Source organism: Stenotrophomonas sp. WED208 (assembly GCF_040984485.1).
Classification (GTDB): Bacteria; Pseudomonadota; Gammaproteobacteria; order Xanthomonadales; family Xanthomonadaceae; genus Stenotrophomonas; species Stenotrophomonas riyadhensis.
In genome coordinates this window covers 296,971-321,365 of record NZ_JAZARB010000001.1, presented here as the reverse complement: position 1 = coordinate 321,365, position 24,395 = coordinate 296,971, and the positions used below count along the sequence as shown (strand labels likewise).

The window sequence follows — 24,395 nt, the reverse complement described above, 5'->3', positions numbered from 1 at the left end:
GTTCAAGCCGTCGGCGGCCGCGCCGATATGCTGGAACCAGTCCCTGCCAGCCCCAGGATTTGCTCCATGACGGACCAGCCCGACCACCGCCCTGCCCCCGGTACCGCCCTTGGGCCGCCGGCACGCGTGCGCGCGGTGGTGGACGATGGCCTGGGTGACCGGGTGGTGCTGCAGGGCGGCGGCGGGGTGGCGCTGCAGCAGCTGTTTGCTGGTGCCGACGCGCCGGAGCCGCTGCTGGCCGCGTTCGCCAACGGCATGGCCACCCTGCCCGGCGAACTGGGTGACATGGGTGATCGCCTGCAGTCGGCGCAGGCCAGTGCCGATTGGCCGCGCTACGGGCGCGCGATGCGGCAGCTGATCGACAAGTACATCCGCACCATCGAGCAGCATTCACCGGACGGGCAGCCGGAAAGCCTGCGCCTGTCCGAGCAGCTGCGCCTGCTGCTGGGCGGCGCCGTGGTGGCCCTGCTGCAGCACGACCCGGATCTGCGCGAGCAGGCCCAAGCACTGGCCACGCGCCTGCGCCAGTGGCAGCCGGGTACGGCGCTGGAACCGATCGAACAGGGCGTGCGCGAACTCGGCCACCAGGTCGGCGTGCGTGCCGAGAGCTGGCAGGAGCAGCAGGCGCTGCTGCTGGAGCTGTTCGCGCTGCTGCTGGAGAACGTGAGCGAGCTGCTGGATGACCGCAGCTGGCTGCAGGGCCAGATCGCCGCAGTACGCCAGCTGCTGGACGGGCCGTTGGAAGCTGAGGCGGTCGAGCGCACCCGCGCCGAACTGCGCGAAGTGATCTACAAGCAGGGGCTGCTGCGCCAGGGCATCGACGATTCGAAGGCGGCGATGCGCGGGTTGATGGGCGAGTTCATCGAGCGCATGGACGGCATGGCCACCAGCACCGGTGAATACCACGACCGCATTGGCAGCTATGCGCTGCAGCTGCGCGAGGCACGCAGCATTGCCGACCTCAACCAGCTGCTGCAGGACGTGATGCGCGACACCGGCAAGGTGCAGCAGCAGGCCGCGCAGGCGCGCGATCACCTGGCCAACGCGCGCCAGGAAGTGGAGCGTGCAGAGCAGCGCATCGCCGAGCTGGAGCAGGAACTACGTGCCGCCGGTGACCTGGCGCGCATCGATCCACTGACCCAGGCGCTGAACCGCCGCGGCCTGGACGAACTGCTGCAACGCGAGCTGGCCCGCGCCGCGCGCAACAACTCGCCGCTGGGCGTGGCGGTGATCGACCTGGATGATTTCCACCAGACCAACGATGCACATGGCCATGCCGGTGGCGATGCACTGCTGCAGCACCTGGTAGCCGTCTGCAAGCTGTTGCTGCGCGCCACCGATGGCATCGCGCGGCTGGGTGGCGACGAGTTCGTGCTGGTGCTGCCGGAGACCCAGGGCGCCGACAGCATGGCCACCGTGCAGCGCCTGCAGCGTTCACTGGCACACCGCGTGCTGACCGTGCAGGACCAGCGCGTGCCGGTGCATTTCAGTGCCGGGCTGGCGCAATGGCAGCCCGGCGACGATACCGAGACCCTGCTGCGCCGCGCCGATGACGCGCTGTATGCAGCCAAGCGGCAAGGCAAGAACCGGGTACAGGCGGGGTAGTTCTCCGGTACACCGGAAACCGCTTTGGTAGGTGCCAACCTTGGTTGGCACGCGCGGAAACAAAGTGCCGACCAAGGTCGGCCTCTACCAATGCAAAGGACAGCGCTTCGGTAGGTGCCAACCTTGGTTGGCACGCGCCGGAGCAAAGCGCCGACCAAGGTCGGCCTCTACCAATGCAAAGGACAACGCTCCGGTAGGTGCCAACCTTGGTTGGCACGCGCGGAAACAAAGTGCCGACCAAGGTCGGCCTCTACCAATGCAAAGGACAACGCTCCGGTAGGTGCCAACCTTGGTTGGCACACGTGGAAACACAGCGCCGACCAAGGTCGGCCTCTACCAATGCAAAGGACAACGCTTCGGTAGGTGCCAACCTTGGTTGGCACGCGCGGAAACACAGCGCCGACCAAGGTCGGCCTCTACCGGGCAATGGGCCGGCGCCTACTTCCCGCGCAGCTTCTGGAACCCGGTCACCGCGGCCAGCACGATGGCGCCGGCGATGATGCCGACCACCATGTTGCCCACCGCACTGATCAGCCAGCCCCACTGCCCTTCCCCGCCCAGTGCCTGCACCGCGTGGTGCAGCGCCGGCACGTTGTGCACCAGGATGCCGCCACCGACCAGGAACATGGCGATGGTGCCGGCCACCGACAGGAACTTCATCAGCCACGGTGCCGAGGCGACCAGGCCGCGACCGAAGGCGGCGATGGCCCCACCCTTGCGCGACAGGTACAGGCCCACGTCATCGAGCTTGACGATGCCCGCCACCAGTCCGTAGACGAAGATCGTCATCGCCAGCGCCACCACCGCCAGGGTGATCACCTGGTTGGTGAACGGTGCGGTGGCGACCACGCCCAGGGTCAGCACGATGATCTCGGCCGAGAGGATGAAGTCGGTGCGGATCGCACCCTTCACCTTGTCCTTCTCCCACGCGACCATGTCCACCTGCCCGTCGGCCAGCGCCTTGCGACGCTCGGCCAGACGCTCGGCATCGTCGTCAGCTGAATGCAGGAAGCGGTGCGCCAGCTTCTCTACGCCCTCGAAGCAGAGGAAGGCACCACCGATCATCATCAGCGGCACGATCAGCGGCACGTTCCAGCCGCGGCTGTGCAGCCAGGCTTCCAGCGCACTGATCGCCAGGGCCGCCGGCACCAGGATCACCTTGTTCACCAGCGAGCCCTTGGCCACCGCCCACACCACCGGCAGTTCGCGGTTGGCGTTGACCCCGGTCACCTGCTGCGCGTTCAGCGCCAGATCGTCGCCCAGCACGCCCGCGGTCTTCTTCGCCGCGACCTTGGTCAGCACCGAGACATCGTCCAGCAGGGAGGCGATATCGTCGAGCAGGGCAAACAGGCTGGCACCGGCCATGGGGCGTCCAAGAGAGGGAATGAGCGGATTCTGACCGATACCGGGGCAGCTGCGGAAGCAGTCGGATTCACCGCGTGCCTACCGCCCCCCGGCGACACTGCGGAATCCGGACATTGCCGGCCAGCGGCCGGCACTACCTGTATTCGTCGCATGGGAGTGTCGCTTGAGCAATCCGCCCACCGCCAATGGCAACCCTCCGCTGGTCAAAGGCATGAACCGGCGCAGCCAGATCCTGCGCCTGCTGATGCGCTACCGCCATTCGGGCGTGTTCTCGGGCATGAACCTGGACGCCGCCAGCAACCAGGCCGATGTGCCCGCCGATGGCAACCCGGAACAGTTCGTCAGCGACCTGGAAGCGCTGGGACCGACCTTCGTCAAGCTGGGCCAGATGCTGTCCACCCGCCCGGACATGGTGCCGGTGGAGTTCGCCACCGCGCTGGAGCGCATGCAGGAAAAGGTGGCCGAGATCCCGGTCGAGCGCATCCATGCCATCGTCGAGCAGGAGCTGGGCGCGCCGGTGAACAAGCTGTTTGCCGCGTTCGATCCCGAGCCACTGGGATGCGCGTCGATCGCGCAGGTGCATCGCGCGGTGCTGCACGATGGCCGCCAGGTGGCGGTGAAGGTGCAGAAGCCCGAGGTCGCCGCGCAGCTGCGTTCGGACCTGGAGGCGTTGCGCAGCTTCGCGCTGGCGGCCGACCACCTGACCCAGGTCGGTCGCCGCGTACGCCTGCGCGACTGGCTCAACGAGTTCGCCAAGACCCTGATGCAGGAGCTGGACTACCACGCCGAGGCCGAAAACCTGGCCCGTTTCGGCCGCCATCTCAAGCCGTTCCGGCGACTGTGGATTCCGCAGCCGCTGTGGGATTACAGCAGCCAGCGCGTGCTGACCATGGAACTGGCCACCGGCGTGCGCGTAGATGCGATTCCCGATGTGCGCCGCACCGAGCAGTCGATGGACCCGCTGGCGGCGGCGCTGATACGCGGCTACCTGGACCAGATCTTCGTGCACGGCGAGATCCATGCGGATCCACACCCGGGCAATCTGCGGGTGATGCCCGATGGCCGGCTGGCGATCTTCGACCTGGGCATGGTCGCGCACATGCCGCCACGCCTGCGCGAGCGGCTGCTGAAGATCCTGTTCGCTGCCGTCGATGGCCGCGGCGAAGAAGTGGCCGACGACCTGATCAGCATCAGCACGCGGCTGGAGGCGTTCGACGAAGAACGCTACCTGCGCGAGACCGGCCAGCTGATCGCACGCTATGCGGCCAGTGGCAGCTTCTCCGAAGGCCGCGTGGTGCTGGACATGGTGCGCATCGCTACCGCCTGCGGCCTGCGCACGCCGCCGGAACTGAGCCTGCTGGGCAAGGCCCTGCTCAACCTGGAAACCGTGTGCCGGCTGCTGGCACCCGAGCTGGAAACCCGCCGCATCGTCGAGCGCCAGCTGCAGCACGTGATGCGTGCGCGCCTGAAGAAATCGCTGTCGGCCGCCAACATCGCCAGCGAGGCGATGGAGCTGCAGCAGCTGCTGCGCGATGGGCCGCGCAAGCTGTCGGACATCATGGCGCTGCTGGCCGAGAACCGCCTGCAGATGAAGGTCACCGGCCTGGAAGAATCGCGGTTGATGGAAAACCTGCAGAAGATCGCCAACCGCGTGGCAGCCGGCATCATCAGCGCCGCATTGATCATGGCCGCGGCAATGATGATGAAGATCGACACCGGCTGGCACCTGTTCGGCTACCCGCTCATCGCCCTGATCCTGTTGTTCATCGGCGTGGTACTCGGCCTGGGCATCGTGACCAGTGCATTGCTGTTCGACCGTCGTGCGCGGGCACGCGAAGAGCGCGGGCACCGCTAGCGCGCCGACGAAAACACCCGTATTCATGCGGTTTTTAATGCAATCCAACGAAGCCTTTCACGCTCGTTTTACCTTCTGAGCGCGATTGCACACGCGTCATTTCAACAAACATTTCAGTCAGGTTCGTGCATGCACTATCGGGTCATCGGCCTGTCATGTGGATGTGCTTGTGGCAGCGCCGGTCGGATGGACACGCGTCGGTACGACGTCCATCACCACCACCCCGTCACTGCCGAAGCTGCCTATGCTCTGGATACTGCTGCTGTCGTTGTTGCTGTTGTGCTGGTTGTTCCTCGCGTCCGAAAAGTGGGTGTGGTGGAAGGCCGGTGCGTTCTCGCTGCTGCTGCTGACGCTCAGCGCATGGTGGCTGATCGACAAGCTGTCCGGTGATGGGCTCAATGCCGCCACCCTGTACCATCTGGGCGCCGACATGGAAGGCGCCGGTGTCTCCGATTTCAAGGGCTATATCGCCGGCTTCATCGTGCTGGCGCTGGTCTCGCTGCTGCCGCTGTTCGCCACACGGGTGAAGCGCTGGCGCCGGCCCGGCCACGGCGGTGCCTGGTTCGCCGGCTTCGCTGCAGCATGGGTGGCCACGATCATGATCAGCCCGCTGGCCCGCGACGGCCAGCGCCTCTACCAGCAGCTGCGGCCGGTCGACTTCGCCCGCATCGCGCCCGAATACCAGGTGCCGACGCAGCCGCTGCAGCGCCCGCGCAACATCGTCTGGATCTATGGCGAAAGCCTGGAACGCACCTATCTGGACGAGAACGTGTTCCCGGGCCTGATGCCCAATCTCAACCGTCTGGCCACGAAGTCGCTGGACGTGCGCGGCCTGGCCTCGGCCGAAGGCAGCGGCTGGACCATCGCCGGCCTGGTCTCGTCGATGTGCGGCGTGCCGCTGACCACCTCCCAAGGCGATGAGAACAGCATGGACCGCATGGGCAGCTTCCTGCCCAAGGCGGTGTGCCTGGGCGACTACCTGAAGCAGCAGGGCTACACCAACCACTATCTGGGTGGCGCCAACGGCCAGTTCGCCGGCAAGGGCCAGTTCCTGGCCAGCCACGGCTTCGACGAAGTGCACGACCTGGCGTGGTTCAAGCAGCAGAAGAAGATCGGTCGCATCCACTACTCGGCCTGGGGCGTGCACGACGACGTGCTGCTGGACACCGCCTACCAGCGCTTTGAACAGCTCTCGCGCGCCGGCTCACCGTTCATGCTGACCACGCTGACCATGGATACCCACCATCCGGCGGGCCACCTGCCGGTGTCGTGCAAGGGCGAGCGCTACCAGAGCCAGTACGGCAACATCAACATGCTCAACGCGCTCAAGTGCAGCGACCGGCTGATTTCGCAGCTGGTGCAACGCATCCAGGCCAGCCCGTACGGCAAGGACACGCTGATCGTGATCGCCTCCGACCACCTGGCGATGCCCAACGATCTGACCCACATCCTGACCCGGCAGAAGCGTGAGAACCTGCTGCTGTTCCTGGGGGAAGGCATTGCCCCGCAGCAGCTCAGCGCCGAGGCCGGTACCACCCTGGATTCGGGTGCGACCCTGCTCAGCCTGCTGGACCCGAACCTGAAGACGATGGGCTTCGGCCGTTCGCTGATCGACAGCCAGCGCGCGCCCAGCGCCAGCGTGGCAACCCAGCGCGATGGTGGCCGTGACTATCCGCAGTACCTGGCCTTCGCGCGTTCACTGTGGCTGGGCGAACCGACCCGCGAACTGAAGATCGATGGCGATGACCAGGTGGTGGTCGGCCTGCAGCACGTGCAGCCGCCGGTGCTGCTGGAGTACGACAAGGACTGGGGGTTGAAGTCGGTGTACTTGGAGAACACCTCGCGCCAGTTCGACGATGCCAACCCGGACAACACCCTGGCCTATGTCGATCGCTGCACCGCGTTCGAGGATGGCTCGGCCGATGGTGACTGGTGCGCCCTGCTGGTCAACCGTGACAACGGCATCAAGCTGTACCGCGACAATGACCTGCGCGGTGGCATTGCCGTGGATGCACCGCTGGATGCGTTCCAGGGCCCGCGCCCGAGCGTGCGCCAGGCGCACATGATCACCCAGAAGGGCCGCCGTACCCGTGCCGGCCAGTACATGCTGCAGCTGGTGGCAAGCACGCGCCCGGATCGTGGTTTCTGGATCGAGGCGGTGTCCTCGCAACGCAAGGTGGTGCTGGCCCAGCAGTGGGTGCAGCCCGATGCCAACGGCAAGATCAACGTGTCGTTCGGGCTGGACCACGAAGTGGATGATCTGGAGATCCGCGCGTGGTTGAACCACGCCGAGAAGCTGGCGGTGGATACGTTCGCACTGGTGCCCTCGCGCAGCCGACCACGAGGATAGGGGTTTCTTTGCAGGGCTGCGCCCTGCACCTGCCGAAGCAACACCCAAAGCACAGCAACGGCAACGGCAACGGCAACGGCGTGCGTTCCGTGGTTTGGTGGGGCAGTGTCGGAGTGCGGGGACGCCGTGAACCCATCCCTGGGGGCTTGGCAGCCGCATCCATGCGGCTGACACCCCGCACTCCGACACCGCCCCACCTCTGACAGATTCCTGCGGCTGTTGGTAGGTGTCGACCTTGGTCGACACTTCTGTCAGATATCGAAATCAATCTGGGGTCAGATCCGTTTTCCTCCGGAAAACGGATCTGACCCCAAGAGCATGTCCAGCAGATCACGGAAATCTGTCGAAGGCGGGGTGGGTCCGGTTGCGGGAGTGTCCGCGGCATGGATGCCGCGGCCAAGCCCCCATGGACGGGTTTACGGCGTCTCCCGCAACCGGACCCACCCCGCCAAACCACGGAATGCACGCTGTTGCTGTTGCTGTTGCTCCGGCTCGTAGCGGGTGCAGGGCACAGCCCTGCAAAGAACCCCCTACTCCTGCGGATCGCGGGTGATGTGGATGTCGGTCGGGGTCGACAGCGGGATGTTCCGCTCCGCCAGAATGTGCAGCAGGCTGAAGTACAGATCGCTGCGGGTGGCATACACCTGCCGCGGGCTGGCCACGTACGCGAAGCTGTTGATGGTGATCTGGCCACCGGCAATGCTGTCGATGTAGACCGTCGGCGCCGGCTGCTTCAGCACGTTGGTGTGCGCGGTATACGCATCCAGCAGCGCCTGCCGCAGGTTGCCGACATCGGTGCTGGGTGGCACCGCGAACTGGATCTGGATGCGGCCCTGGTTGTTGCCCATCGTCATGTTGCGCACGGTCTTGGTGACCAGCTCGGAGTTGGGCACGATCAGGGTCGACTTGTCGCCCACCTGGATCTCGGTCGAGCGCAGGCTGATGCGGCGGATGTCGCCCTCCTGGTCGCCCAGCTTCACCCAGTCGCCGATCTTCACCGGACGCTCGGCCAGCAGGATCAGACCGGACACGAAGTTCTGGGTGATCACCTGCAGACCGAAGCCGATACCCACCGACAGTGCGCTGACCAGCAATGCCAGCTTGCTCAGCTGCAGGCCCATGGCCGACAGCGCCCAGATCACCGCGATGATGATGCCCACGTAGCGAGCGACGGTACTGACCGAGTTGCGTGCGCCCAGGTCCAGCTCGGTCTTGGGCAGGTAGGTGTCGGTCAGCCAGCGCTGCACCAGCTGGGTGATCGCCAGACCGGCCAGCAGCACCAGCACCGCCAGCACGATCCGCACCGGTTCCAGCTTCGTTCCACCGACATCGAATCCTGAGGTGAACAGCGAAGAGAAGCGCTCGACCACCGCGCCGATGTTGCCGAACGGCGCCACCAGCGCCAGCAGGGCAAGCAGCACGACAATCGTGCGCAGCGCCGCCGACAGCAGCACGCCGGCCTGCTCCAGCCGCGACACACTCAGGCCGGTACTGAGCAGGATGGTCTGGCCGACCTTGCTGTCGGCGTTGAGCATCCAGGTGCTCAGGTCATCGACGAACTTGAACAGCAACGTCGCGGCCAGCACCACGATGCTGCCGCCGATCAGCTGCTGGTTCACGAACTTGGCGAAGTTCAGGTAGCCCAGCAACGTGGCAATGATGGCCGCCACCACCGCGATGTTTCCCGCTACCCGGGCCAGTACCAGCCAGCTGCTGCGGCGCACTGGCGTACTCACGCCAAGGCCATCGGCCTGCGCTTCCAGCTTGGCCTCGGCCTCGGCGGTCTGCCGCCGATGCAGGCGCGCCAGCGTCACCAGCATGGCCATGATCAGGCCCAGGTAGGTCAGGGCAATCAGGCCATCCAGCGCCACCGTGGTGACGTCGCTGGTGCGCGTGGCCTGGTCGAGGGCGACCAGCACCGTGCTCAGCCAGGCCAGCGCCGCCGCGCCCCACGCGTACTTGCGCAGCTTGAGCGCGGCGGTGTCGTCCAGGTTCAGCAGCCGCCACGACGGGCGCTTGGGCACCAGCAGGCAGGCGCTGAGTGCGGCGATGAACGCGGCGCGGAACGTTGCGGTCTCCAGCCCGTCGGCCACCACCTGCAGGCGCGGCGCGATCGCATCGATGGCATCCAGCGCCGTCATCAGCACCACCACCGCATAGCCAGGCAGCAGCGTGCCCACCAGCAGCAGCCACATGGCCAGGCCGGAACGGCGCAGGCGACCGTCCGGCGCGCGTTCGGACGCGGCAAAGCGCCGCCCCAGCCTGCGCAGCCACAGCCGCAGCGGGAACATCATCACCAGCGCGGCCAACAGGCCCAGCAACGGCGTGCCCCAACCATTGGCGCGGATGCCGGCGATCAGCGTGTCACGCCCCTGTTCAGCCAGCGGCGCAACGCGTGCGATATCGATCGGCAGACGCTCGGCCACCTTGCTCCACAGCGCAGGCGACAACGGCGAGGCCACCTTCTGCCCCAGCTCTTCGGTGCGTTGCGCGGCACGCTGCTGGTCGATGTCGGTCGCCAACTGCTGGGCACGCACGGCACTGGTCTTGGCCTGTACCACCGACGCGGCCAGGCCGTCGCGTTGCTTGGTGATGGTGCGACGTTGCGCGGCCAGTTCCGGCGGCTCGGTCGTGCCTTCCGCTGGCGTGCCCAGCTGCGCCAGCTGCTCGTCGAGGCGGTCCAGCTGCGGCTGCAGCGCCTTCTCCAGCGCCTCGGCGTCACGCCGTGCCTTCGAGGCGTCCTCGGACAGCATGGCCAGTGTTTCGATGGCCGAGGCATCACCACGCTTGCGGTCGACCTCCTTCAGCCTCGCATCGATATCCGCCAGCTGCTGCTTCGGCGTGGGGTCCTCATCCTGTGCCAGCACCGGCGCGGACAGCAGGAAGACGCTGCACAGCAGCAGGACCAGCCAAGGGCCCCGTGCACGGATCGATCGCAGGAAAGAAGACAAGCCAGCCACACCGGTTCGCGCGGACCACCGCGCCTGCGCGCGACTATACGGCAGAGCCGGTCAAGGCCGGATGGGCGCCCCCGCCAGCGTCGCGCATCAGTACTTCAGGCGCAGCTCTTCCACGGCCGGCTGCTGCAGCGCGTACCAGTCCTGGAACTCTTCCTCGGTGATCTCATCGGGCGCATACACCGCCACCGGGTGCCAGTCGTGGTCGGTCGGCAGCGGCTGGCGCGGGCCGGCACGCAGGCTGTAGGCCACGCCTTCATAGTCGACCAGGTCATCGACCTGCGGCCACTGTTCGCGTGCGAACGCGGATTCACTCTTCAACAGGATCACCTGGTACATCGGCACCTCCACCTCGCTTGGATCAGGAAAACACGGCGCTGGCAGCAGGATACCGCCACGCCGGTGACAACGGGCGCTCCGCCGGGGCGACGGAACGTTCTGGACACGGCCATCGCCCCGGCTTCACCCGCCCATGGCAAGGCCATCGGCATCGTGGAGGCCCCCCCTGCCACGACCACCGATGACCGAGCACCCGCCGCTGAAGACCGTTGCCGACCTCAAGCTGCCCCGCTACCTGGGCACCTGGTACGAGATCGCGCGCCTGCCGATGCGCCATGAACCGGAAGGCTGTACCGACGTGTCGGCGCACTACACCCTGCTCGACAACGGCAACGTCGGCGTCACCAACCGCTGCCGCATGGACGGCGAGGTCGAGGAAGCCACCGGCGAGGCCTGCGCCGTCGACAACGACAGCGCGCGCCTGGAGGTGAGCTTCCTGCCCAAGGGCCTGCGCTGGCTGCCGTTCGCCAAGGGCGATTACTGGGTGATCCAGGTCGCTCCGGACTACAGCGTGTCGCTGGTCGGCAGCCCGGATCGCAAGTACCTGTGGCTGCTGGCGCGCGAGCCGCGCCTGGACGCGACCGTGCAGGACCATTATCTGGCGGCGGCCCGCCTGCAGGGCTTCGATCTGTCCGAACTGATCCAGACGCCGCATACCGGCCAGCCCACTGCCTGAGCGGCGCCACGCATGGACCTGAAGAGTGGCTACCCGTGGTGGGCGGTACGCAACGGCCTGATCCATGCCTTTCCTGCGCTGCAGCAGGACCTGCGCTGTGACGTGCTGGTGGTCGGCGGCGGCATCACCGGCGCGCTGATCGCAGACGAGCTGTCCCATCACGGCCACGACGTTGCAGTGATCGAACAGCGCGACATCGGCTGGGGCAGCACCGCCGCCAGCACCGCCCTGCTGCAGTACGAGATCGATACCCACCTGCTGGAGCTTACCGAGCGCTACGGGCAGGACGCCGCTGCACTGGCGTACCGGGCCTGCGCGGAGGCAATCCCGGCACTGGGCGAAGTGGCGCGCGGGGTGAAGGACGTGGATTTCCAGCGCATGGACAGCCTGTACCTGGCCAGCCGCCATCGCGACGTGCCGCGCCTGATGGCCGAGGGCGAGGCGCGGCGCAGCATCGGCCTGGATGCCCGCTGGCTGGGCCCGGAGGCACTGCGGGAGCGCTTCGACGTGGACGCCGGTGGCGCCCTGCTCACGCGCCAGGCGGCGCGGGTCGATCCCTATCGCCTGACCTATGGGTTGCTGCAGCGCGTGCGCCGGCGCGGCGGCAATGTGCATGACCGCACGGTGCTGCACACGCTGACACCCACCGCGCGCGGCGTGAGCGCGATCACCGAGAGCGGCGCCACGATCCACGCCCGCCATGTGGTGCTGGCGATGGGCTATGCCAACCAGACATGGCTGCAGCAACGGGTCGCACGCAACCGCAGCAGCTATGCCTTCATCACCGACCCCATCGATGCGGACGTGCTCGGCCGACTGCGCCACACCATGGTGTGGGAGAGCGCCCGCCCCTACCTGTACCTGCGTGCCACCGGCGACCGCCGCCTGCTGGTGGGCGGGCTGGATGACGCCATCGACATCCCCGCGCGCCGGGACCGCCGGGTGCAGGCCAAGGCCGGCAAGCTGATGAAGCAGCTGCGGCACTGGTTCCCGCGGCTGGACCCGGTACCCGCCTTCTCCTGGGCCGGCACCTTCGCCGAAACCGCTGACGGCCTGCCGTTCTTCGGCCCGCACGATCAGTGGGGCCCGCGGGTGCACTTCGCCATGGCCTACGGCGGCAACGGCATCACCTACTCGATGATCGGCGCGCAGCTGCTGCGGGCCCGGATCGAACGGCGCAAGCATCCGCTGGCGGGGCTGTTCGGGTTCGGGCGGTTGTGACCTGCAGCCAGGCATGGCCTGGCTCTACCCCAATCCGGCGCCGACAGGCATCATTCAAGCAGTCCCTGCTAGCGTCGGCCTGTACCGCCGCGTGTTGCGTGGCCACCTGTCCGCTGGAGCGCCGTCATGATCCGCCCCCTGACCCTGCTGCTGTGCCTGGCCCTGCCGGGAACCGTGCTTGCCCAGTCTGCTGCAGGCGCCACCGCGCCGCAGGCGGCCGGCCTGGATCTGTCGCTGCCGCAGGCGCCGATGCGCTATCTGAACGACCCGGCCCTGCAGCAGGACCCGCCGGGCACGTACTACGGCGACAAGAGCGGCCCGCGCGTACACAACGACGCCAAGATCGCCGACGTGACCGACGACAAGGTCAAGGTGTCCGGCAGCTTCACCACCGGCATCGGCTACTCCAAGAACGGCGGCAACAGCCACTACAACGCCGCCACGCTCAACCTCAGCAAGAACTACACCACCGATGAGGGCAAGACCCACGGGGTCAACGTCAACATCCACGTGAGCGAAGGCAAGGGCCCAGGCTTCTTCGGCCCGTACGGCGGCTACTACGGCCGCGGCCCGGGCTATTGGGATTACCCGCCGCCGTTTGGCTGGTAAGCCCCGCTTCGGGCCTGGGCCGACCAAGGGCGGCCGCTACCGGTGTGTAGATCTGGTAGGTGTCGACCTTGGTCGACACGCTTTCTCCCGTGTGCCGACCAAGGTCGGCATCTACCAGAGCCTGCATCAATCCAGCCAGCCATCGCGCTCGCTGTGCAGGATGCGACCGTCGTAACCGCTCAGGCGCACGTCCACCTTCTGGTTGCGGGCATTGCGCGCTTCCAGCGACCACGTCGCGCCATCACGTTCCAGTGAATGGATCTCGCGCAGGCCATGCGCCTGTGCCCGTGCCAGCACCTGATCGGCCCCCAGCAGCGTGCGGCCGTTGTGCTCGTCGAAGATCTCGCCGGTCTTCGGGTCTACGTAGACCTCGCTGAAACGGCCGTCGGCGCGGCTCACGTCGGCCTCCCACAGGCCGTCATCGCGTTCGATCTCGTGGATCTGGGTGTAGCCGGCCTTGCGCAGGGTCTGTTCAACTTGGGCCATGCCCAGCGGTGCGGCCTGTACGGCCGGCACAAGGGCCAGGGTGGCAACGGTGGCGAGGGTGAGCGACTTCAACATGGGGGTTCTCCTGTTCGTGGCCGGACCATCCCGGCAACGCCACGATGCCTGCCCCAGTTAACAGCGCCTTAGCCGTGGCTGTTAGCCCACTGTTAGTCGCCACGGCCAGACTCGCGCCTGTTCCCCCCTTTGCCCACCCCGCATGCTCTCGACCCTGCCCCTGTTGCTGGCCCTGGCCAACACCCCGACCGCCGCGCCCGTGCAGGATCCGGCGCAGCAGGTCGCACGCCGTGCCGTGCAGCAAGGCCGCTATGTGCCGCTGGAAGGCGTGGTGCGCGATGCGCTCCGTCGTTACCCCGGCCAGCTGTTGGAAGTGGAGCTGGACGATGGCGTCTACGAAGTGGAGATCCTGCGCGGCGACGGCGTGGTGGTGGAGCTGGACTATGATGCGCGGAGTGGAAAGCTGCTGAAGACGGAACTGGACGACTGATGCGCATCCTGTTGGCTGAAGACGATGCCGCGCTGGCACAGCGCCTGCTGCCGTTGCTGGAGCAGGCTGGCTACGTGGTCGAGGTGGTCGCCGACGGCCGCCAGGCCGAGGAGATCGGCCAGATCGAGGATCTGCAGGCGGCCATCGTCGACCTGGGCCTGCCCGGGCTGGATGGATTGAGCGTGATCGAGCGCTGGCGCGGCAATGGCCGCAGCTTCCCGGTGCTGATACTGACCGCGCGCGGGCGCTGGCACGACAAGCTGGCCGGCTTTGACGCCGGTGCCGACGATTACCTCACCAAACCCTTCCAGCCCGACGAACTGGTGCTGCGCCTGCGTGCACTGATCCGCCGCAGCCACGGCCACGCCAGCCCGCGCCTGCACTGCGGTCCGCTGCAACTGGACGTCAACGCCGGCCGCTTTGAGCTGGATGGGCAGGTGTTGCCGCTGAGCCCGCAGGAGTTCCGCGTGTTGAGTTACTTCATCCACCACACCGGCAGCGTGATCAGCCGCGACCGCCTCGGCGAGCAGGTCTTCGAAGGCGGCTACGATCCGGATTCGAATGCGCTGGACGTGCTGCTCGGGCGGTTGCGCCGCAAGCTGGGCATTGACCTGATCCATACCGTGCGCGGCCAGGGTTGGCGGCTGGCAGAGGCATGAGCGCGCGGCAACCTTCGCTGCGCCGGCGGCTGCTGCTGGTGGCCGGCATCGGCCTGGTGCTGGTCTCGGCACTGGCCAGCGTCCTGCTGGGCGAGCTGTTCAAGCGCAGCGCGCATGACCGCCTCGACCACGAACTGCAGCAGGACATGCTGACCCTGCTGGCGCAGGCGGAAGTGGATCCGGAAGGGCAGCTGCGCCTGCGCCAGGAACCGAACGACGCGCGCTTCCGGCGGGTGTTTTCCGGTGCGTACTGGCAGATCGCCGACAGCCAGGGCAAGGTGCTGCTGCAGTCACGCTCGCTGTGGGACCAGACCCTGGCCGCCAGCGCCGATGGCCCGGTCGAACGCAACCTGGGCGGGCCGATGCAGCAATCGCTGCGTGCGCGCGTGCAACAGGTGCGCCTGCCCCGCGCCGCGCAGACCTATGTGGCCGTGGTGGCCAACGACCGCAGTGCGCTGGATGCCGACATCGCCGCATTCCGCCAGCGCAGTGCGTTGGCACTGGGCATCCTGGTTGCGGCCTGGCTGGCGGTGCTGGCCAGCCAGGTGCACTTCGGCCTGCGCCCGCTGCGTGGGCTGGGCCAGCAGCTGGAACGCATCCGCCGTGGCGAGGCCGAACGCATCGACCGCAGCCAGCTGGACCGGGAAATCGCGCCGCTGGCCGATGAGCTCGATGCGTTGCTGGACCATCACCAGCGCATGGTCGCGCGCGCGCGCAGCAGCGCCGAGGACCTGGCACATGCACTGAAGACGCCGCTGAGCGTTCTGGCCGCTGAAGCGCAGGGCGAAGGCCGCGACTGGCGCCGCACCCTGCACGAACAGGGCGCACGCATGCGCGCCAGCATCGACCGCTATCTGGCCGCCGGTCTGGCCGTGGACCATCGCCAGCGCAGCGAGGTGGCCCCGGCTGCCGAAGCACTGTGCCGGCTGATGACCCGCGTGCATGCCGGCCGTCGCATCCGCTTCCAGATGGACGTTGCGCCGGGCCTGGCCTTTGCCGGTGCCAGCACCGACCTGGAGGAAATGCTCGGCAACCTGATGGACAACGCCGGCAAGTGGGCGCGCAGCGAAGTCCGCCTGCGTGCCCTGGCCCAGAACGACCGGCTGCATATCGAGGTGCGCGATGACGGCCCCGGGCTGGACAAGACCAAGCTGGAAAGTGTCCTGCAGCGCGGCGTGCGCCTGGACCAGCGGGTGGAAGGCAGTGGATTGGGCCTGGCGATCGCTGCGGAGATCGCGGCCAGCCACGATGGGTCACTGCGCCTGTCGAATGAAAACCCGGGATTGCGCGCGCGGCTGGAACTGCCGCTGGCGCCGACTGACTGAGTGGAGCCGAGGCGGCCCCAGGCGCAGCCGAGCGTGGGTTCGCTCTACAACGGACGATGAGGCAACGGGCTGCTGTAGAGCCAAGCCCATGCTCGGCTCGGCGCGTCCCATCAACGGTGATGCATCCACCAGCAGTCAATCGCGTCCAGCACGATGTGGATGATCAAACCAATGCCGAACAACCGCGTTTTCTTCGGCACGCACAGGCCCGCATAGACCGCAATCGCCGGTGCAGTGTGCAGCGGATGGAACCCGATGCTGCAGCGGTTCGGCGCATAGATCGGATCGGCCAGCAGATGATCCAGATCGATGATCCAACCCAGCAGCATCAGCAACCACGCCGAGGCGAAGCGCTTGCGCCAGAACAGCCATGCCAGCAGGGCTGGCACGGCGGCATGCAGGAACAGGTGGAAGATCGCGCGCGCGCTCATCGGGGCCGGTAGCGCCGGGCCATGCCCGGCGTTCCCGTTGACCTCACACCAGCGGTTCGTCGGACAGGTAGGTGTAACCGGTCAGGCCGGCTTCCAGCGCCTCCGACAGCTCCTGCGCACGTTCCGGCGACAGCTGTGCCTCGGCCACGCGCTGCGCATAGGTCGCACGCAGTTCGTCCAGGCGGTAACCCACGTAATCCAGCATCACGTCGGTGGTGTCGCCACGGCGCTGCTGGGTGATGGCATAGCCATCGGCATCGGCCAGCACTTCCACCGCGTCGGTATCGCCGAACAGGTTGTGGATGTCGCCCAGGATTTCCTGGTAGGCGCCGACCATGAAGAAGCCGATGCGGTAGCTCTCGCCCGGCTTCATCTTGTGCAGCGGCAGCGAGCTGTCCAGGCTCTCGTTCTCGACATAGGTTTCCACCATGCCGTCCGAGTCGCAGGTCATGTCGGCGATGATGCCGCGACGGTCCGGGGTTTCGTCCAGGCGCTCGATCGGCACGATCGGGAACACCTGGTCGATCGCCCACACGTCCGGGATCGATTCGAACACGCTGAAGTTGACGAAATACTTGTCGACCAGGCGCTCGTTCAGTTCGTCCAGCACCGGGCGATGGCTCTTCTCGTCATAGCTCAGGCGCGCACGCACGCCGTGGGCGATGGCGTAGAACAGATCGTCGATGCGCGCACGCTGCGGCAGGTCGATCTGGCCCAGCGCGTAGCTGGCCAGGCCTTCGGCGTGGAAGTGCTGTGCTTCCTGGAACAGCTCCACCGCCGGGCGCACGTCCAGCTCGTCGTGGATCTCGCGCAGGTGGCGGATCGCCGCCGGTTCGTCGTCGTGCTGGTCCGGCACGCGGCCTTCCTGCGCTTCTTCCACTTCCGACACATTGGCGATCAGCACCGCGTGGTGCGCGGTCATCGCGCGGCCGCACTCGGTGACGATGCGCGGCGGGGTCAGGCCGAACTCTTCGCAGGCATTGGCCAGCGGCTGCACGATGTTGCTGGCGTAGGAATGCAGGCCATAGTTGATCGAGCAGAAGCTGCGCGAACGGGTGCCTTCGTAATCCACGCCCAGGCCACCGCCCACATCGACGTGGGTGATCTTCGCGCCCAGGCGCGACAGCTCCACGAAGTAGCGGGTGGCTTCGCGCATGCCGTTGGCGATGTCGCGCACGTTGGAGATCTGCGAGCCCATGTGGAAGTGCAGCAGGTTCAGGCAGTCGGCGTACTCGGTGTCACGCAGCGACTTCCACAGGTCCAGCAGCTGGCGCGGCGACAGGCCGAACTTGGCCTTGTCGCCACCGCTGTTCTGCCACTTGCCGGCGCCCAGCGAGGCCAGGCGCATGCGCACGCCCAGGCCCGGCTTCACGTCCAGCGCCTTGGACTCTTCCAGCACCAGCTTCAGCTCGGACGGCTTCTCGATGACGATGAAGGTCTGCAGGCCCAGCTTGCGGCCGATCAGGGCCAAGCGGATGTACTCGCGGTCCTTGTAGCCGTTGCAGACGATCAGGCCACCCGGGCGCGACAGCGCCAGCACGGCCATCAGCTCGGGCTTGCTGCCCGCTTCCAGGCCGAAGCCTTCGCCGTGGTGGCTGGCCAGGGTGCCGGCCACGCCGCGGGTCTGGTTGACCTTGATCGGGTACACGGCGGTGTAGCCGCCGCTGTACTCCCAGTCCTGCTGGGCCTGGCCGAAGGCCGCCTGCAGCTTGCCCAGGCGCTGGCCGAGGATGTCCGGGAAGCGCACCAGCAACGGCAGCTTGGCGCCGGCCGCACGGGCCGCGTCCACCACCTTGGGCAGCGACACCACCGGGCCGTCCGCCCCGGTCGGTCTCACCACCATGTGCCCGGCCTGATCCACGTCGAAGTAACCGTCCGCCCAATGCGGGATCGAGTAGGTCTTGCGGGCTTGGTCGAGGGACCAATCGGTCATTTCAGTCGGCCTTGTTGGCAATAAAAGGGGGGGCATGATAACGCCTATATGCCCACAGGTTCGTTATCATGCGCGCCCGCGCCCGTGACAGGTTTCAACCTGAACGGGCCGATCCGTCCGGATGTGGCATCTGTGCCACGCGGCCCCGCCCGCCAGCCCGGCTCCACCCCTCCGAACAGGACTGTTTTCCAATGACTGACAGCAACAACTGGTACATCGAACACTTCGAGCGCACCGGCTCGGCCATCGGCTACCGCATCACCGGCAAGCTGGACGAGGTGCAGTCGCCGTTCCAGAAGATCGAGATCTTCCAGACCACCGACTGGGGCAACCTGATGACCATCGACGGGGCCATCATGCTGACCAGCAAGGACAACTTCTTCTACCACGAGATGATCAGCCACCCGGTGCTGTTCACCCACGCCGCGCCCAAGCGCGTGGTGATCATCGGTGGCGGCGACTGCGGCACCCTGCGCGAAGTGCTCAAGCACACCGGCGTGGAGAGCGTGACCCAGTGCGATATCGACGAGCAGGTCACGGTGATGGCGCGCAAGCACTTCCCGGAACTGTGCGACTCCAACGACGACGCCCGCGCCGAGCTGCTGTTCGACGACGGCGTGGCCTACATGGCCAACTGCCCGGCCGGCAGCGTGGACGTGGTGATCGTCGATTCCACCGACCCGGTCGGCCCGGGCGAAGGCCTGTTCAACAAGGCCTTCTACGAGAGCTGCTTCAAGGCCCTGAAGGACGACGGCATCCTGGTGCAGCAGTCCGAGTCGCCGCTGATGCAGCTGGACCTGATCAACGAAATGCGCACCGAGATGGGCAAGGCCGGCTTCGGCTCGTTCAAGACCCTGCCGTTCCCGCAGCCGTGCTACCCCACCGGCTGGTGGAGCGTGACCATGGCGCGCAAGGGCGACAGCAGCTTCGACTTCCGCCAGGCCGACTCGGCCGCCAAGACCTTCAACACCCTGTACTACACCGCCGCGCTGCACACCGGCGTGCTGGTGACCCCGCCGTTCGTGCAGGCGGCACTGAAGGGTTGATCGGAAAGCGTGCCAACCAAGGTTGGCACCTACCGGGGTTGAGGCGTGCCGGCCAACGGTCGGCACCCACCCATGCAAAAGAAAAACCCGCGCTGGCGACAGCGCGGGTTTTTTCATGTTGCGGTAGTGCCGGCCGCTGGCCGGCAACCTCATGTAACGATCAAAGCGCCCAGATACCGGCGATCACCGCCACCACCAGGCCCCACTTGATCAGCTGGTAGGCCACCACGCTGCGCTCGCGCAGTGCCTTGGCCTTCAGGCGCACCTTGTAGACGCTGCCGAATGCCTTGTTGACGCCACCGGTCGGGTCACCCGGCAGGTTCGGCGAGGCACCACCAGCCAGCAGCGTGGCCGCCACCGCGCGGTTGAACAGCCCCGGCAGGCCGAAGCGCAGCGGGCGGGCGATGTCGCAGAACAGGATCACGCGGTCATCCGGCGTCTCGTTGTGCGCGTGGTGGATGTAGGTCTCGTCGAACATCATCCACTCGCCGTCGCGCCAGCTCTTCTTGATGCCGTCCACTTCGATGTAGCAGCCGTCATTGTTGGGCGTGGCCAGGCCCAGGTGCAGGCGCAGCGAACCGGCGAACGGGTCGCGGTGCGGGCGCAGTTCACTGCCCGACGGCAGCTGCGCGAACATCGCCGCGCGTACATCCGGCAGCGACTCGAGCAACGCGGTGGTCTTGGGGCACATCGCCTTCGCCGACGGATGCGACGGGCCGTACCACTTCAGGTAGAAGCGCTTCCAGCCACGGCGGAAGAACGAATTGAAGCCGGCGTCGTTGAACGTGCTGGAGGCGGCGATCTTCTGCGCATCGCGCAGCGCCAGCGCCTCATCGCGGATCATCTGCCAATTCTGGCGCAGCGGCTCCAGCTGCGGGAACTCCTTGGCCGGGTCCAGGAACGGCGTGGTCGGCACCTTCGAGAACATGTACATGACCACGTTGATCGGGGCCATGAAACTGGAGTGGTCCAGCAGCTGGCGCGACCAGCGCGCGCGGACCTTGCCACGGAAGTGGATGTACAGCACGCAGGCCACGAACAGCGCTGCAATGACGATTTTGATGATCAAAGCACTTTCCTCCAGCCGCGGCCGGAACGGGAAACGGGGCGATGCACGGCCTGGCGGCCAGCACCGGTTGGGAACGCGGCAGGGGACGGGGACGTGCCGGAGGGGGCGGCCGCCGATGTCGCGGGTTAACAGCTTATGGTCGGCAGGGCGTGCGCCGGGGTCAAGCCGGACGTGCGTCGCGTTCAGCGGAACGCGAATGAATGGGCGGGATGAAGCCACAACTGCTTGATTCGCAAGCCCCCTTTCCACAAGTGAGACATAATTGTCCGATTCAGCGCGACGAACTGTTCCAGCCACGGCCCCGACATTTCTCCGACAAATCGTGGAATAGCGAACTGGCGAGTACTAAAATTAACGAAAGCTTAGTAACTCCCTGTAATACCGGTTCGCTTGACGCTTTGCGCCACCCACCGGGTCGTCCGAGACCCCGACATGTATCTCCCTGCACCTCCCCCCTCCTCCTGCGGCGATGACGCCGCCGCCCCGCTGCTGCTCAAGCGCGGCGAACGCTTCCTGGCCCCCGACGTCTACCGCACCTGCCTGGACGGGCGCGAGGCGGTCATCAAGGACTATTCCCGCTACCGCGGCACTCCCGTTTCGCTGATCGCGCGGCTGATGGTTCGCCGTGAAGCACGCATGCTGCAACGCCTCGGCGGCTGGAAGCATGCCCCCGCGCTGCTCGGCACCCTCGGCGGCCTCGCACTTGGCATGGAATTCATTCCTGGCCAGACCCTGAGCACCGCGCAGGCGGTCGGCAACGACGTGTTCGAGCAGCTGCAGCACGCGCTCAGCCGCCTGCATGCCGCCGGCATCACCCACAACGACCTGCATGGCACCAACGTGGTGGTCAGTGGCGGCGTGCCGGTGCTGCTGGACTTCACCTCCGCCTGGCGCGTACCCCGCTGGCTGCGCCGCGGCCCGCTGAGCCGGCAGATGCGCCGCAGCGACATGAAGAACCTGTTGAAGATCCGCCAGCGCGTGACCGGCCAGGCGCCGAGTGCCGCGCAAGCTGCGCTGGTGGCCGACCCGGGTTGGGTCGCCGCCGTGCGGCAGGGCTGGAAGCGGTTCTACAAGTGGGCCAAGCGCCGGTAGTGCTTTGCTTTGGTAGGGGTCGAGCTTGCTCGACCGCTCTTATGTAGAGTCGAGCCATGCTCGACTGCTCTTCCTGCATCGCGCGAAATGCAGCCGAGCATCGGCTCGGCTCTACAACATCCCGCCGAACGGGTTACAACGCGTCCGCGTCCAGTTCCCCGGTACGAATACGCACCACGCTGCCCAGGTCGTACACAAACACCTTGCCGTCACCAATCTTCCCGGTGCCGGCGGCCTTCACGATGGCCTCAACCACCGCCTCAACCTGGTCATCGGTCACTGCCACTTCCAGCTTCACCTTCGGTAGGAAATCGACCACATACTCCGCGCCGCGGTACAGCTCGGTATGGCCCTTCTGGCGACCAAAGCCCTTCACTTCCGTCACCGTGATCCCGGTAACCCCACGCTCGGCCAGCGCTTCGCGCACGTCGTCGAGCTTGAACGGCTTGATCACCGCCATGACCATCTTCATCGTCTATCTCCTGTCTTCCGGCGTGGAGGATAGCGCCTGAACGCGGCCCGTGCGAAGCCGCTGCCGCCTGTCCGGGCAGTGGGTGCCAGCAGTATCCTTGTGCCCGAATGGCCTGCTCGCGCCGGATGCACGGGCCCACCCCCACGGAGCACCCCATGATCGACCTGAACCAAATCGATGACCTCGCCCGTCGCCTCAGCGACCTGGTGCCGCCGGGCCTGCGCGAATCGCGCGAGGAACTGCAGGCCACCTTCAAGAGCGCGCTGCAGGCCGGCCTTGCCAAGCTCGACCTGGTCACCCGCGAGGAGTTCGAAGTGCAGCGCGCCGTGCTGCTGAAGACCCGCGAAAAGCTGGATGCGCTGGAAACGGCCGTGCGCGAGCTGGAAGGGCGCGGCGCCGCAGAATGAAAAAAGGAGGCGCACCGCGCCTCCCGTTTACAGATTATTTCCCGGATGGGGCCTTGCAGCAAGGCCCTGCGGGCGCCCTAGACTCGCCGGCCTGTCGATCCGGCAGCACAGAGAGGGGCAGCAGTGATGGCGCAGGACACCGATTGGACGCCCGTTTCGCATGACACCTGCGACCAGGTCGCCGGGCCGTTCTATCACGGCACCCGCGCTGACCTGGCGGTGGGCGAGCTGCTGAGCGCGGGCTTCCGCTCCAACTATCGCGACAGTGTGGTGATGAACCACATCTACTTCACCACGATCGCCAAGGGCGCCGGGTTGGCTGCGGAGATGGCCCGGGGTGAAGGGCGACCGCGCGTGTATGTGGTGGAGCCGACCGGGCCGTTCGAGGACGACCCGAATGTGACCAACAAGAAGTTTCCCGGGAACCCGACGCGGTCGTATCGGAGTGCGCAGCCGTTGCGGGTGGTTGGGGAGATTGCGGAGTGGGAGCTCTACGACGCGGAGTTTATTCGGCAGTTGAAGGCGTTTGTTGCTTCGGGGAGTGGGGAGATCATCAATTGAGGGAAGGAAAGATCCGTGCTTTGGCCGACGGAAGATCCATGCGACGATAACGTGATCCGCTCGTGGAGTCGGGCGTGATCAGCGGCTACGGCACATTGCTCGATCCGGTCCTAGCAGGCGCGGGATTCACCGAGTTCGCCAGAGCCTGGCCCTACGGTCAGGAAGAAGACACGGTCAGCCGTTTCATTGGACGGTCGCGCGGTTCCCGTAGGTATTGGACTGCTAACTCATGCAGGTGACTGCGACTCAGTGCTTGAGGACGCCGTGGCATGCCTCGATGCGTACAGACGTTTTCAGGTCGAGAACCTGAATCGGATACGCGGCGCCCCGAACGTCAAGACGGAGATTCCGATACAGCAAATCAAGCAGACTACTGAGCTCCTGCTCTAGACCGTACGTTCTAAGTCTAGATGTTCGCTTCGGGTCGCCCCCCCTTCCCTACCCCCGATAAATCTCCCGAATCTTTGCTACGCTCACCACCAACTTTAGGGTGCACGGTGTTGGCATGGGAAGAGAGGATTGGTTGCTGGCTGAGAGCATAGCGAAAGAGCTTGAACGCGCTGAGACGGCACTTGACGAGGTTGACAATCTAATAAGGATCGGCGCCGCCAATAATGATGATCCGGAGGATGACCGCTACCAGACTGCTGAGCAGACGATGGTCTACTATATTGACCGCGCGTACCGCTCAATTGCGGCCCTTTCTGAACGCCTGGGAATTACTACCATCGCCAAGGAGGTCGTTGCAGCGCGAGCGGACAAGGACTTCCTTTCGCGAACCGATCGTACTAACGAGGGCGACATTCATAGCGCGGCGCTCTCAAAGGCCCAAAGTTGCTTTGATCCGCTCAAAGCGTTGACTTCCGCCCGTGCCGTAACGGCCCAGGACGTACTCCGAACCATTCTACACAGCTCGGGTAAGATCGCAGCTGCTCGCAGCACGCCCCCAAAGAATGAGGCGGACGTTCGGAATGCTGTGCTTGAAGTTTGTGGGTTCGCTTTCAATGACGCGATGCGTGAGACGCCCGTTGCCAAGCGGCTGACGGGATATCGAATTGACCTGACGGTGCGATCACTTCGCTCGGCTGTCGAGTTCAAATTCATCGACAAAAAGTCTGAAATGAGGGCAGCTATTGAAGGCGTCTATGCAGACATGAAAGGCTATCGGCATCCAGACTGGGATAGTTTCTACAGCGTCTTCTACATGACATCGCCATTCTATACTCAGGCAGAAGTGGACGAGGAGTTCCGCTACGTCGATGCTGATAAAAGCTGGGAGCCAATCGTAGTGCAAGGCCCTGGGAGGCGAAAGCCAAGGGTTTCGAAAGCTTGATCTTCGCGTCTAGTAGCCACGGACCTCCCTAACCCCGATAAAGCGTCCAGATCATCACATGCCGGATCACCCCTCCCTCACGTCAGCGCCAATGCCGCT

The 24,395-nt window shown here is 66.0% G+C and carries 21 protein-coding genes and 1 pseudogene; 14 read left to right on the top strand and 8 right to left on the bottom strand.

The window, feature by feature from the left end; all coding sequences use genetic code 11:
- Positions 1–66 precede the first annotated feature (66 nt).
- Positions 67–1,605, top strand: coding sequence for a GGDEF domain-containing protein (locus VPH47_RS01345; protein WP_248858401.1), 1,539 nt, complete (start codon positions 67–69; stop codon positions 1,603–1,605).
- Positions 1,606–2,043: 438 nt separating this feature from the next.
- On the opposite strand, the gene VPH47_RS01340 is transcribed toward VPH47_RS01345, so the two are convergent.
- Complete coding sequence (locus VPH47_RS01340; protein ID WP_153854708.1) at positions 2,044–2,970, bottom strand: DUF808 domain-containing protein; 927 nt, start codon at positions 2,968–2,970, stop codon at positions 2,044–2,046.
- A 199-nt stretch (positions 2,971–3,169) separates the two neighbouring features.
- Between VPH47_RS01340 and VPH47_RS01335 the strand changes: the two are divergent.
- Both VPH47_RS01335 and VPH47_RS01330 read left to right on the top strand, forming a co-directional pair.
- Positions 3,170–4,825: pseudogene (locus VPH47_RS01335) on the top strand (ABC1 kinase family protein); the annotation flags it as partial.
- Positions 4,826–5,069: 244 nt separating this feature from the next.
- Entirely contained in the window at positions 5,070–7,175 is a 2,106-nt protein-coding gene (locus VPH47_RS01330; RefSeq protein WP_368849961.1) for a phosphoglycerol transferase I, read from the top strand.
- A 530-nt stretch (positions 7,176–7,705) separates the two neighbouring features.
- Here VPH47_RS01330 and VPH47_RS01325 read toward each other — a convergent pair.
- Both VPH47_RS01325 and VPH47_RS01320 read right to left on the bottom strand, forming a co-directional pair.
- Positions 7,706–10,135, bottom strand: coding sequence for a DUF3772 domain-containing protein (locus tag VPH47_RS01325; protein ID WP_368849960.1), 2,430 nt, complete (start codon positions 10,133–10,135; stop codon positions 7,706–7,708).
- 87 nt (positions 10,136–10,222) lie between these two features.
- Positions 10,223–10,471 carry a hypothetical protein gene (locus tag VPH47_RS01320; RefSeq protein WP_049422925.1) on the bottom strand — a complete coding sequence of 83 codons (249 nt, stop codon included), beginning with the start codon at positions 10,469–10,471 and terminating at the stop codon, positions 10,223–10,225.
- Between the two features lie 181 nt (positions 10,472–10,652).
- Here VPH47_RS01320 and VPH47_RS01315 point away from each other — a divergent pair, with 181 nt between their 5' ends.
- From VPH47_RS01315 to VPH47_RS01305, 3 genes are all read left to right on the top strand, one after another.
- Positions 10,653–11,147, top strand: coding sequence for a lipocalin family protein (locus VPH47_RS01315; protein ID WP_180855083.1), 495 nt, complete (start codon positions 10,653–10,655; stop codon positions 11,145–11,147).
- Between the two features lie 12 nt (positions 11,148–11,159).
- The gene (locus VPH47_RS01310; protein ID WP_368849959.1) at positions 11,160–12,368 is read left to right on the top strand and encodes an NAD(P)/FAD-dependent oxidoreductase; all 1,209 of its coding nucleotides are present in this window, start codon (positions 11,160–11,162) and stop codon (positions 12,366–12,368) included.
- 126 nt (positions 12,369–12,494) lie between these two features.
- Complete coding sequence (locus VPH47_RS01305; protein WP_153854712.1) at positions 12,495–12,977, top strand: hypothetical protein; 483 nt, start codon at positions 12,495–12,497, stop codon at positions 12,975–12,977.
- 126 nt (positions 12,978–13,103) lie between these two features.
- Here the strand turns inward: VPH47_RS01305 and VPH47_RS01300 are convergent, their stop codons facing one another.
- Positions 13,104–13,538 (bottom strand): PepSY domain-containing protein, encoded by a 435-nt coding sequence (locus tag VPH47_RS01300; protein ID WP_153854713.1) that lies wholly within the window; start codon positions 13,536–13,538, stop codon positions 13,104–13,106.
- Between the two features lie 142 nt (positions 13,539–13,680).
- Here VPH47_RS01300 and VPH47_RS01295 point away from each other — a divergent pair, with 142 nt between their 5' ends.
- From VPH47_RS01295 to VPH47_RS01285, 3 genes are read left to right on the top strand one after another with little or no spacing between them, the layout of a single operon-like run.
- A complete protein-coding gene (locus VPH47_RS01295) occupies positions 13,681–13,968 on the top strand; it encodes a PepSY domain-containing protein (protein WP_153854714.1) in 288 nt (95 codons plus the stop codon).
- Complete coding sequence (locus VPH47_RS01290; RefSeq protein WP_110713996.1) at positions 13,968–14,627, top strand: response regulator transcription factor; 660 nt, start codon at positions 13,968–13,970, stop codon at positions 14,625–14,627. Before VPH47_RS01295 ends, VPH47_RS01290 begins: the two co-directional genes overlap by 1 nt.
- Positions 14,624–15,952, top strand: coding sequence for an ATP-binding protein (locus VPH47_RS01285; RefSeq protein ID WP_368849958.1), 1,329 nt, complete (start codon positions 14,624–14,626; stop codon positions 15,950–15,952). The genes VPH47_RS01290 and VPH47_RS01285 overlap by 4 nt, the downstream gene beginning before the upstream one ends.
- A 110-nt stretch (positions 15,953–16,062) precedes the next feature.
- Here the strand turns inward: VPH47_RS01285 and VPH47_RS01280 are convergent, their stop codons facing one another.
- Positions 16,063–16,383 carry a DUF6122 family protein gene (locus VPH47_RS01280; protein WP_005411369.1) on the bottom strand — a complete coding sequence of 107 codons (321 nt, stop codon included), beginning with the start codon at positions 16,381–16,383 and terminating at the stop codon, positions 16,063–16,065.
- 43 nt (positions 16,384–16,426) lie between these two features.
- Positions 16,427–18,316, bottom strand: a complete 1,890-nt coding sequence (gene speA, locus VPH47_RS01275) for an arginine decarboxylase (RefSeq protein WP_012512349.1) — start codon at positions 18,314–18,316, stop codon at positions 16,427–16,429.
- 191 nt (positions 18,317–18,507) lie between these two features.
- On the opposite strand from speA, the gene speE reads away from it, so the two are divergent.
- Positions 18,508–19,362, top strand: coding sequence for a polyamine aminopropyltransferase (speE, locus tag VPH47_RS01270; protein WP_049400802.1), 855 nt, complete (start codon positions 18,508–18,510; stop codon positions 19,360–19,362).
- A 160-nt stretch (positions 19,363–19,522) separates the two neighbouring features.
- On the opposite strand, the gene VPH47_RS01265 is transcribed toward speE, so the two are convergent.
- On the bottom strand, positions 19,523–20,428 hold the full coding sequence (locus VPH47_RS01265) for an aspartyl/asparaginyl beta-hydroxylase domain-containing protein (protein ID WP_024957655.1): 906 nt from the start codon (positions 20,426–20,428) through the stop codon (positions 19,523–19,525).
- A gap of 435 nt (positions 20,429–20,863) precedes the next feature.
- On the opposite strand from VPH47_RS01265, the gene VPH47_RS01260 reads away from it, so the two are divergent.
- Positions 20,864–21,523 (top strand): RIO1 family regulatory kinase/ATPase, encoded by a 660-nt coding sequence (locus tag VPH47_RS01260; protein WP_197612474.1) that lies wholly within the window; start codon positions 20,864–20,866, stop codon positions 21,521–21,523.
- A gap of 133 nt (positions 21,524–21,656) precedes the next feature.
- Here the strand turns inward: VPH47_RS01260 and VPH47_RS01255 are convergent, their stop codons facing one another.
- Entirely contained in the window at positions 21,657–21,995 is a 339-nt protein-coding gene (locus VPH47_RS01255) for a P-II family nitrogen regulator (protein ID WP_005411374.1), read from the bottom strand.
- A gap of 155 nt (positions 21,996–22,150) precedes the next feature.
- Here VPH47_RS01255 and VPH47_RS01250 point away from each other — a divergent pair, with 155 nt between their 5' ends.
- The 3 genes from VPH47_RS01250 (at position 22,151) to VPH47_RS01240 (ending at position 24,296) form a co-directional block, all read left to right on the top strand.
- Positions 22,151–22,402, top strand: coding sequence for an accessory factor UbiK family protein (locus VPH47_RS01250; RefSeq protein WP_005411375.1), 252 nt, complete (start codon positions 22,151–22,153; stop codon positions 22,400–22,402).
- A 126-nt stretch (positions 22,403–22,528) separates the two neighbouring features.
- Positions 22,529–22,963 (top strand): NAD(+)--rifampin ADP-ribosyltransferase, encoded by a 435-nt coding sequence (gene arr, locus VPH47_RS01245; protein WP_005411376.1) that lies wholly within the window; start codon positions 22,529–22,531, stop codon positions 22,961–22,963.
- A gap of 505 nt (positions 22,964–23,468) precedes the next feature.
- Entirely contained in the window at positions 23,469–24,296 is an 828-nt protein-coding gene (locus VPH47_RS01240) for a hypothetical protein (protein ID WP_368849957.1), read from the top strand.
- Positions 24,297–24,395 lie beyond the last annotated feature (99 nt).

Coding starts and splice junctions, on each gene's coding strand:
- VPH47_RS01345 (WP_248858401.1), top strand. CDS start 67: ATGACGGACCAGCCCGACCACCGCCCTGCCCCCGGTACCGCCCTTGGG.
- VPH47_RS01340 (WP_153854708.1), bottom strand. CDS start 2,970: ATGGCCGGTGCCAGCCTGTTTGCCCTGCTCGACGATATCGCCTCCCTG.
- VPH47_RS01330 (WP_368849961.1), top strand. CDS start 5,070: ATGCTCTGGATACTGCTGCTGTCGTTGTTGCTGTTGTGCTGGTTGTTC.
- VPH47_RS01320 (WP_049422925.1), bottom strand. CDS start 10,471: ATGTACCAGGTGATCCTGTTGAAGAGTGAATCCGCGTTCGCACGCGAA.
- VPH47_RS01315 (WP_180855083.1), top strand. CDS start 10,653: ATGACCGAGCACCCGCCGCTGAAGACCGTTGCCGACCTCAAGCTGCCC.
- VPH47_RS01310 (WP_368849959.1), top strand. CDS start 11,160: ATGGACCTGAAGAGTGGCTACCCGTGGTGGGCGGTACGCAACGGCCTG.
- VPH47_RS01305 (WP_153854712.1), top strand. CDS start 12,495: ATGATCCGCCCCCTGACCCTGCTGCTGTGCCTGGCCCTGCCGGGAACC.
- VPH47_RS01300 (WP_153854713.1), bottom strand. CDS start 13,538: ATGTTGAAGTCGCTCACCCTCGCCACCGTTGCCACCCTGGCCCTTGTG.
- VPH47_RS01295 (WP_153854714.1), top strand. CDS start 13,681: ATGCTCTCGACCCTGCCCCTGTTGCTGGCCCTGGCCAACACCCCGACC.
- VPH47_RS01290 (WP_110713996.1), top strand. CDS start 13,968: ATGCGCATCCTGTTGGCTGAAGACGATGCCGCGCTGGCACAGCGCCTG.
- VPH47_RS01285 (WP_368849958.1), top strand. CDS start 14,624: ATGAGCGCGCGGCAACCTTCGCTGCGCCGGCGGCTGCTGCTGGTGGCC.
- VPH47_RS01280 (WP_005411369.1), bottom strand. CDS start 16,383: ATGAGCGCGCGCGCGATCTTCCACCTGTTCCTGCATGCCGCCGTGCCA.
- speA (WP_012512349.1), bottom strand. CDS start 18,316: ATGACCGATTGGTCCCTCGACCAAGCCCGCAAGACCTACTCGATCCCG.
- speE (WP_049400802.1), top strand. CDS start 18,508: ATGACTGACAGCAACAACTGGTACATCGAACACTTCGAGCGCACCGGC.
- VPH47_RS01260 (WP_197612474.1), top strand. CDS start 20,864: ATGTATCTCCCTGCACCTCCCCCCTCCTCCTGCGGCGATGACGCCGCC.
- VPH47_RS01255 (WP_005411374.1), bottom strand. CDS start 21,995: ATGAAGATGGTCATGGCGGTGATCAAGCCGTTCAAGCTCGACGACGTG.
- VPH47_RS01250 (WP_005411375.1), top strand. CDS start 22,151: ATGATCGACCTGAACCAAATCGATGACCTCGCCCGTCGCCTCAGCGAC.
- arr (WP_005411376.1), top strand. CDS start 22,529: ATGGCGCAGGACACCGATTGGACGCCCGTTTCGCATGACACCTGCGAC.
- VPH47_RS01240 (WP_368849957.1), top strand. CDS start 23,469: ATGGGAAGAGAGGATTGGTTGCTGGCTGAGAGCATAGCGAAAGAGCTT.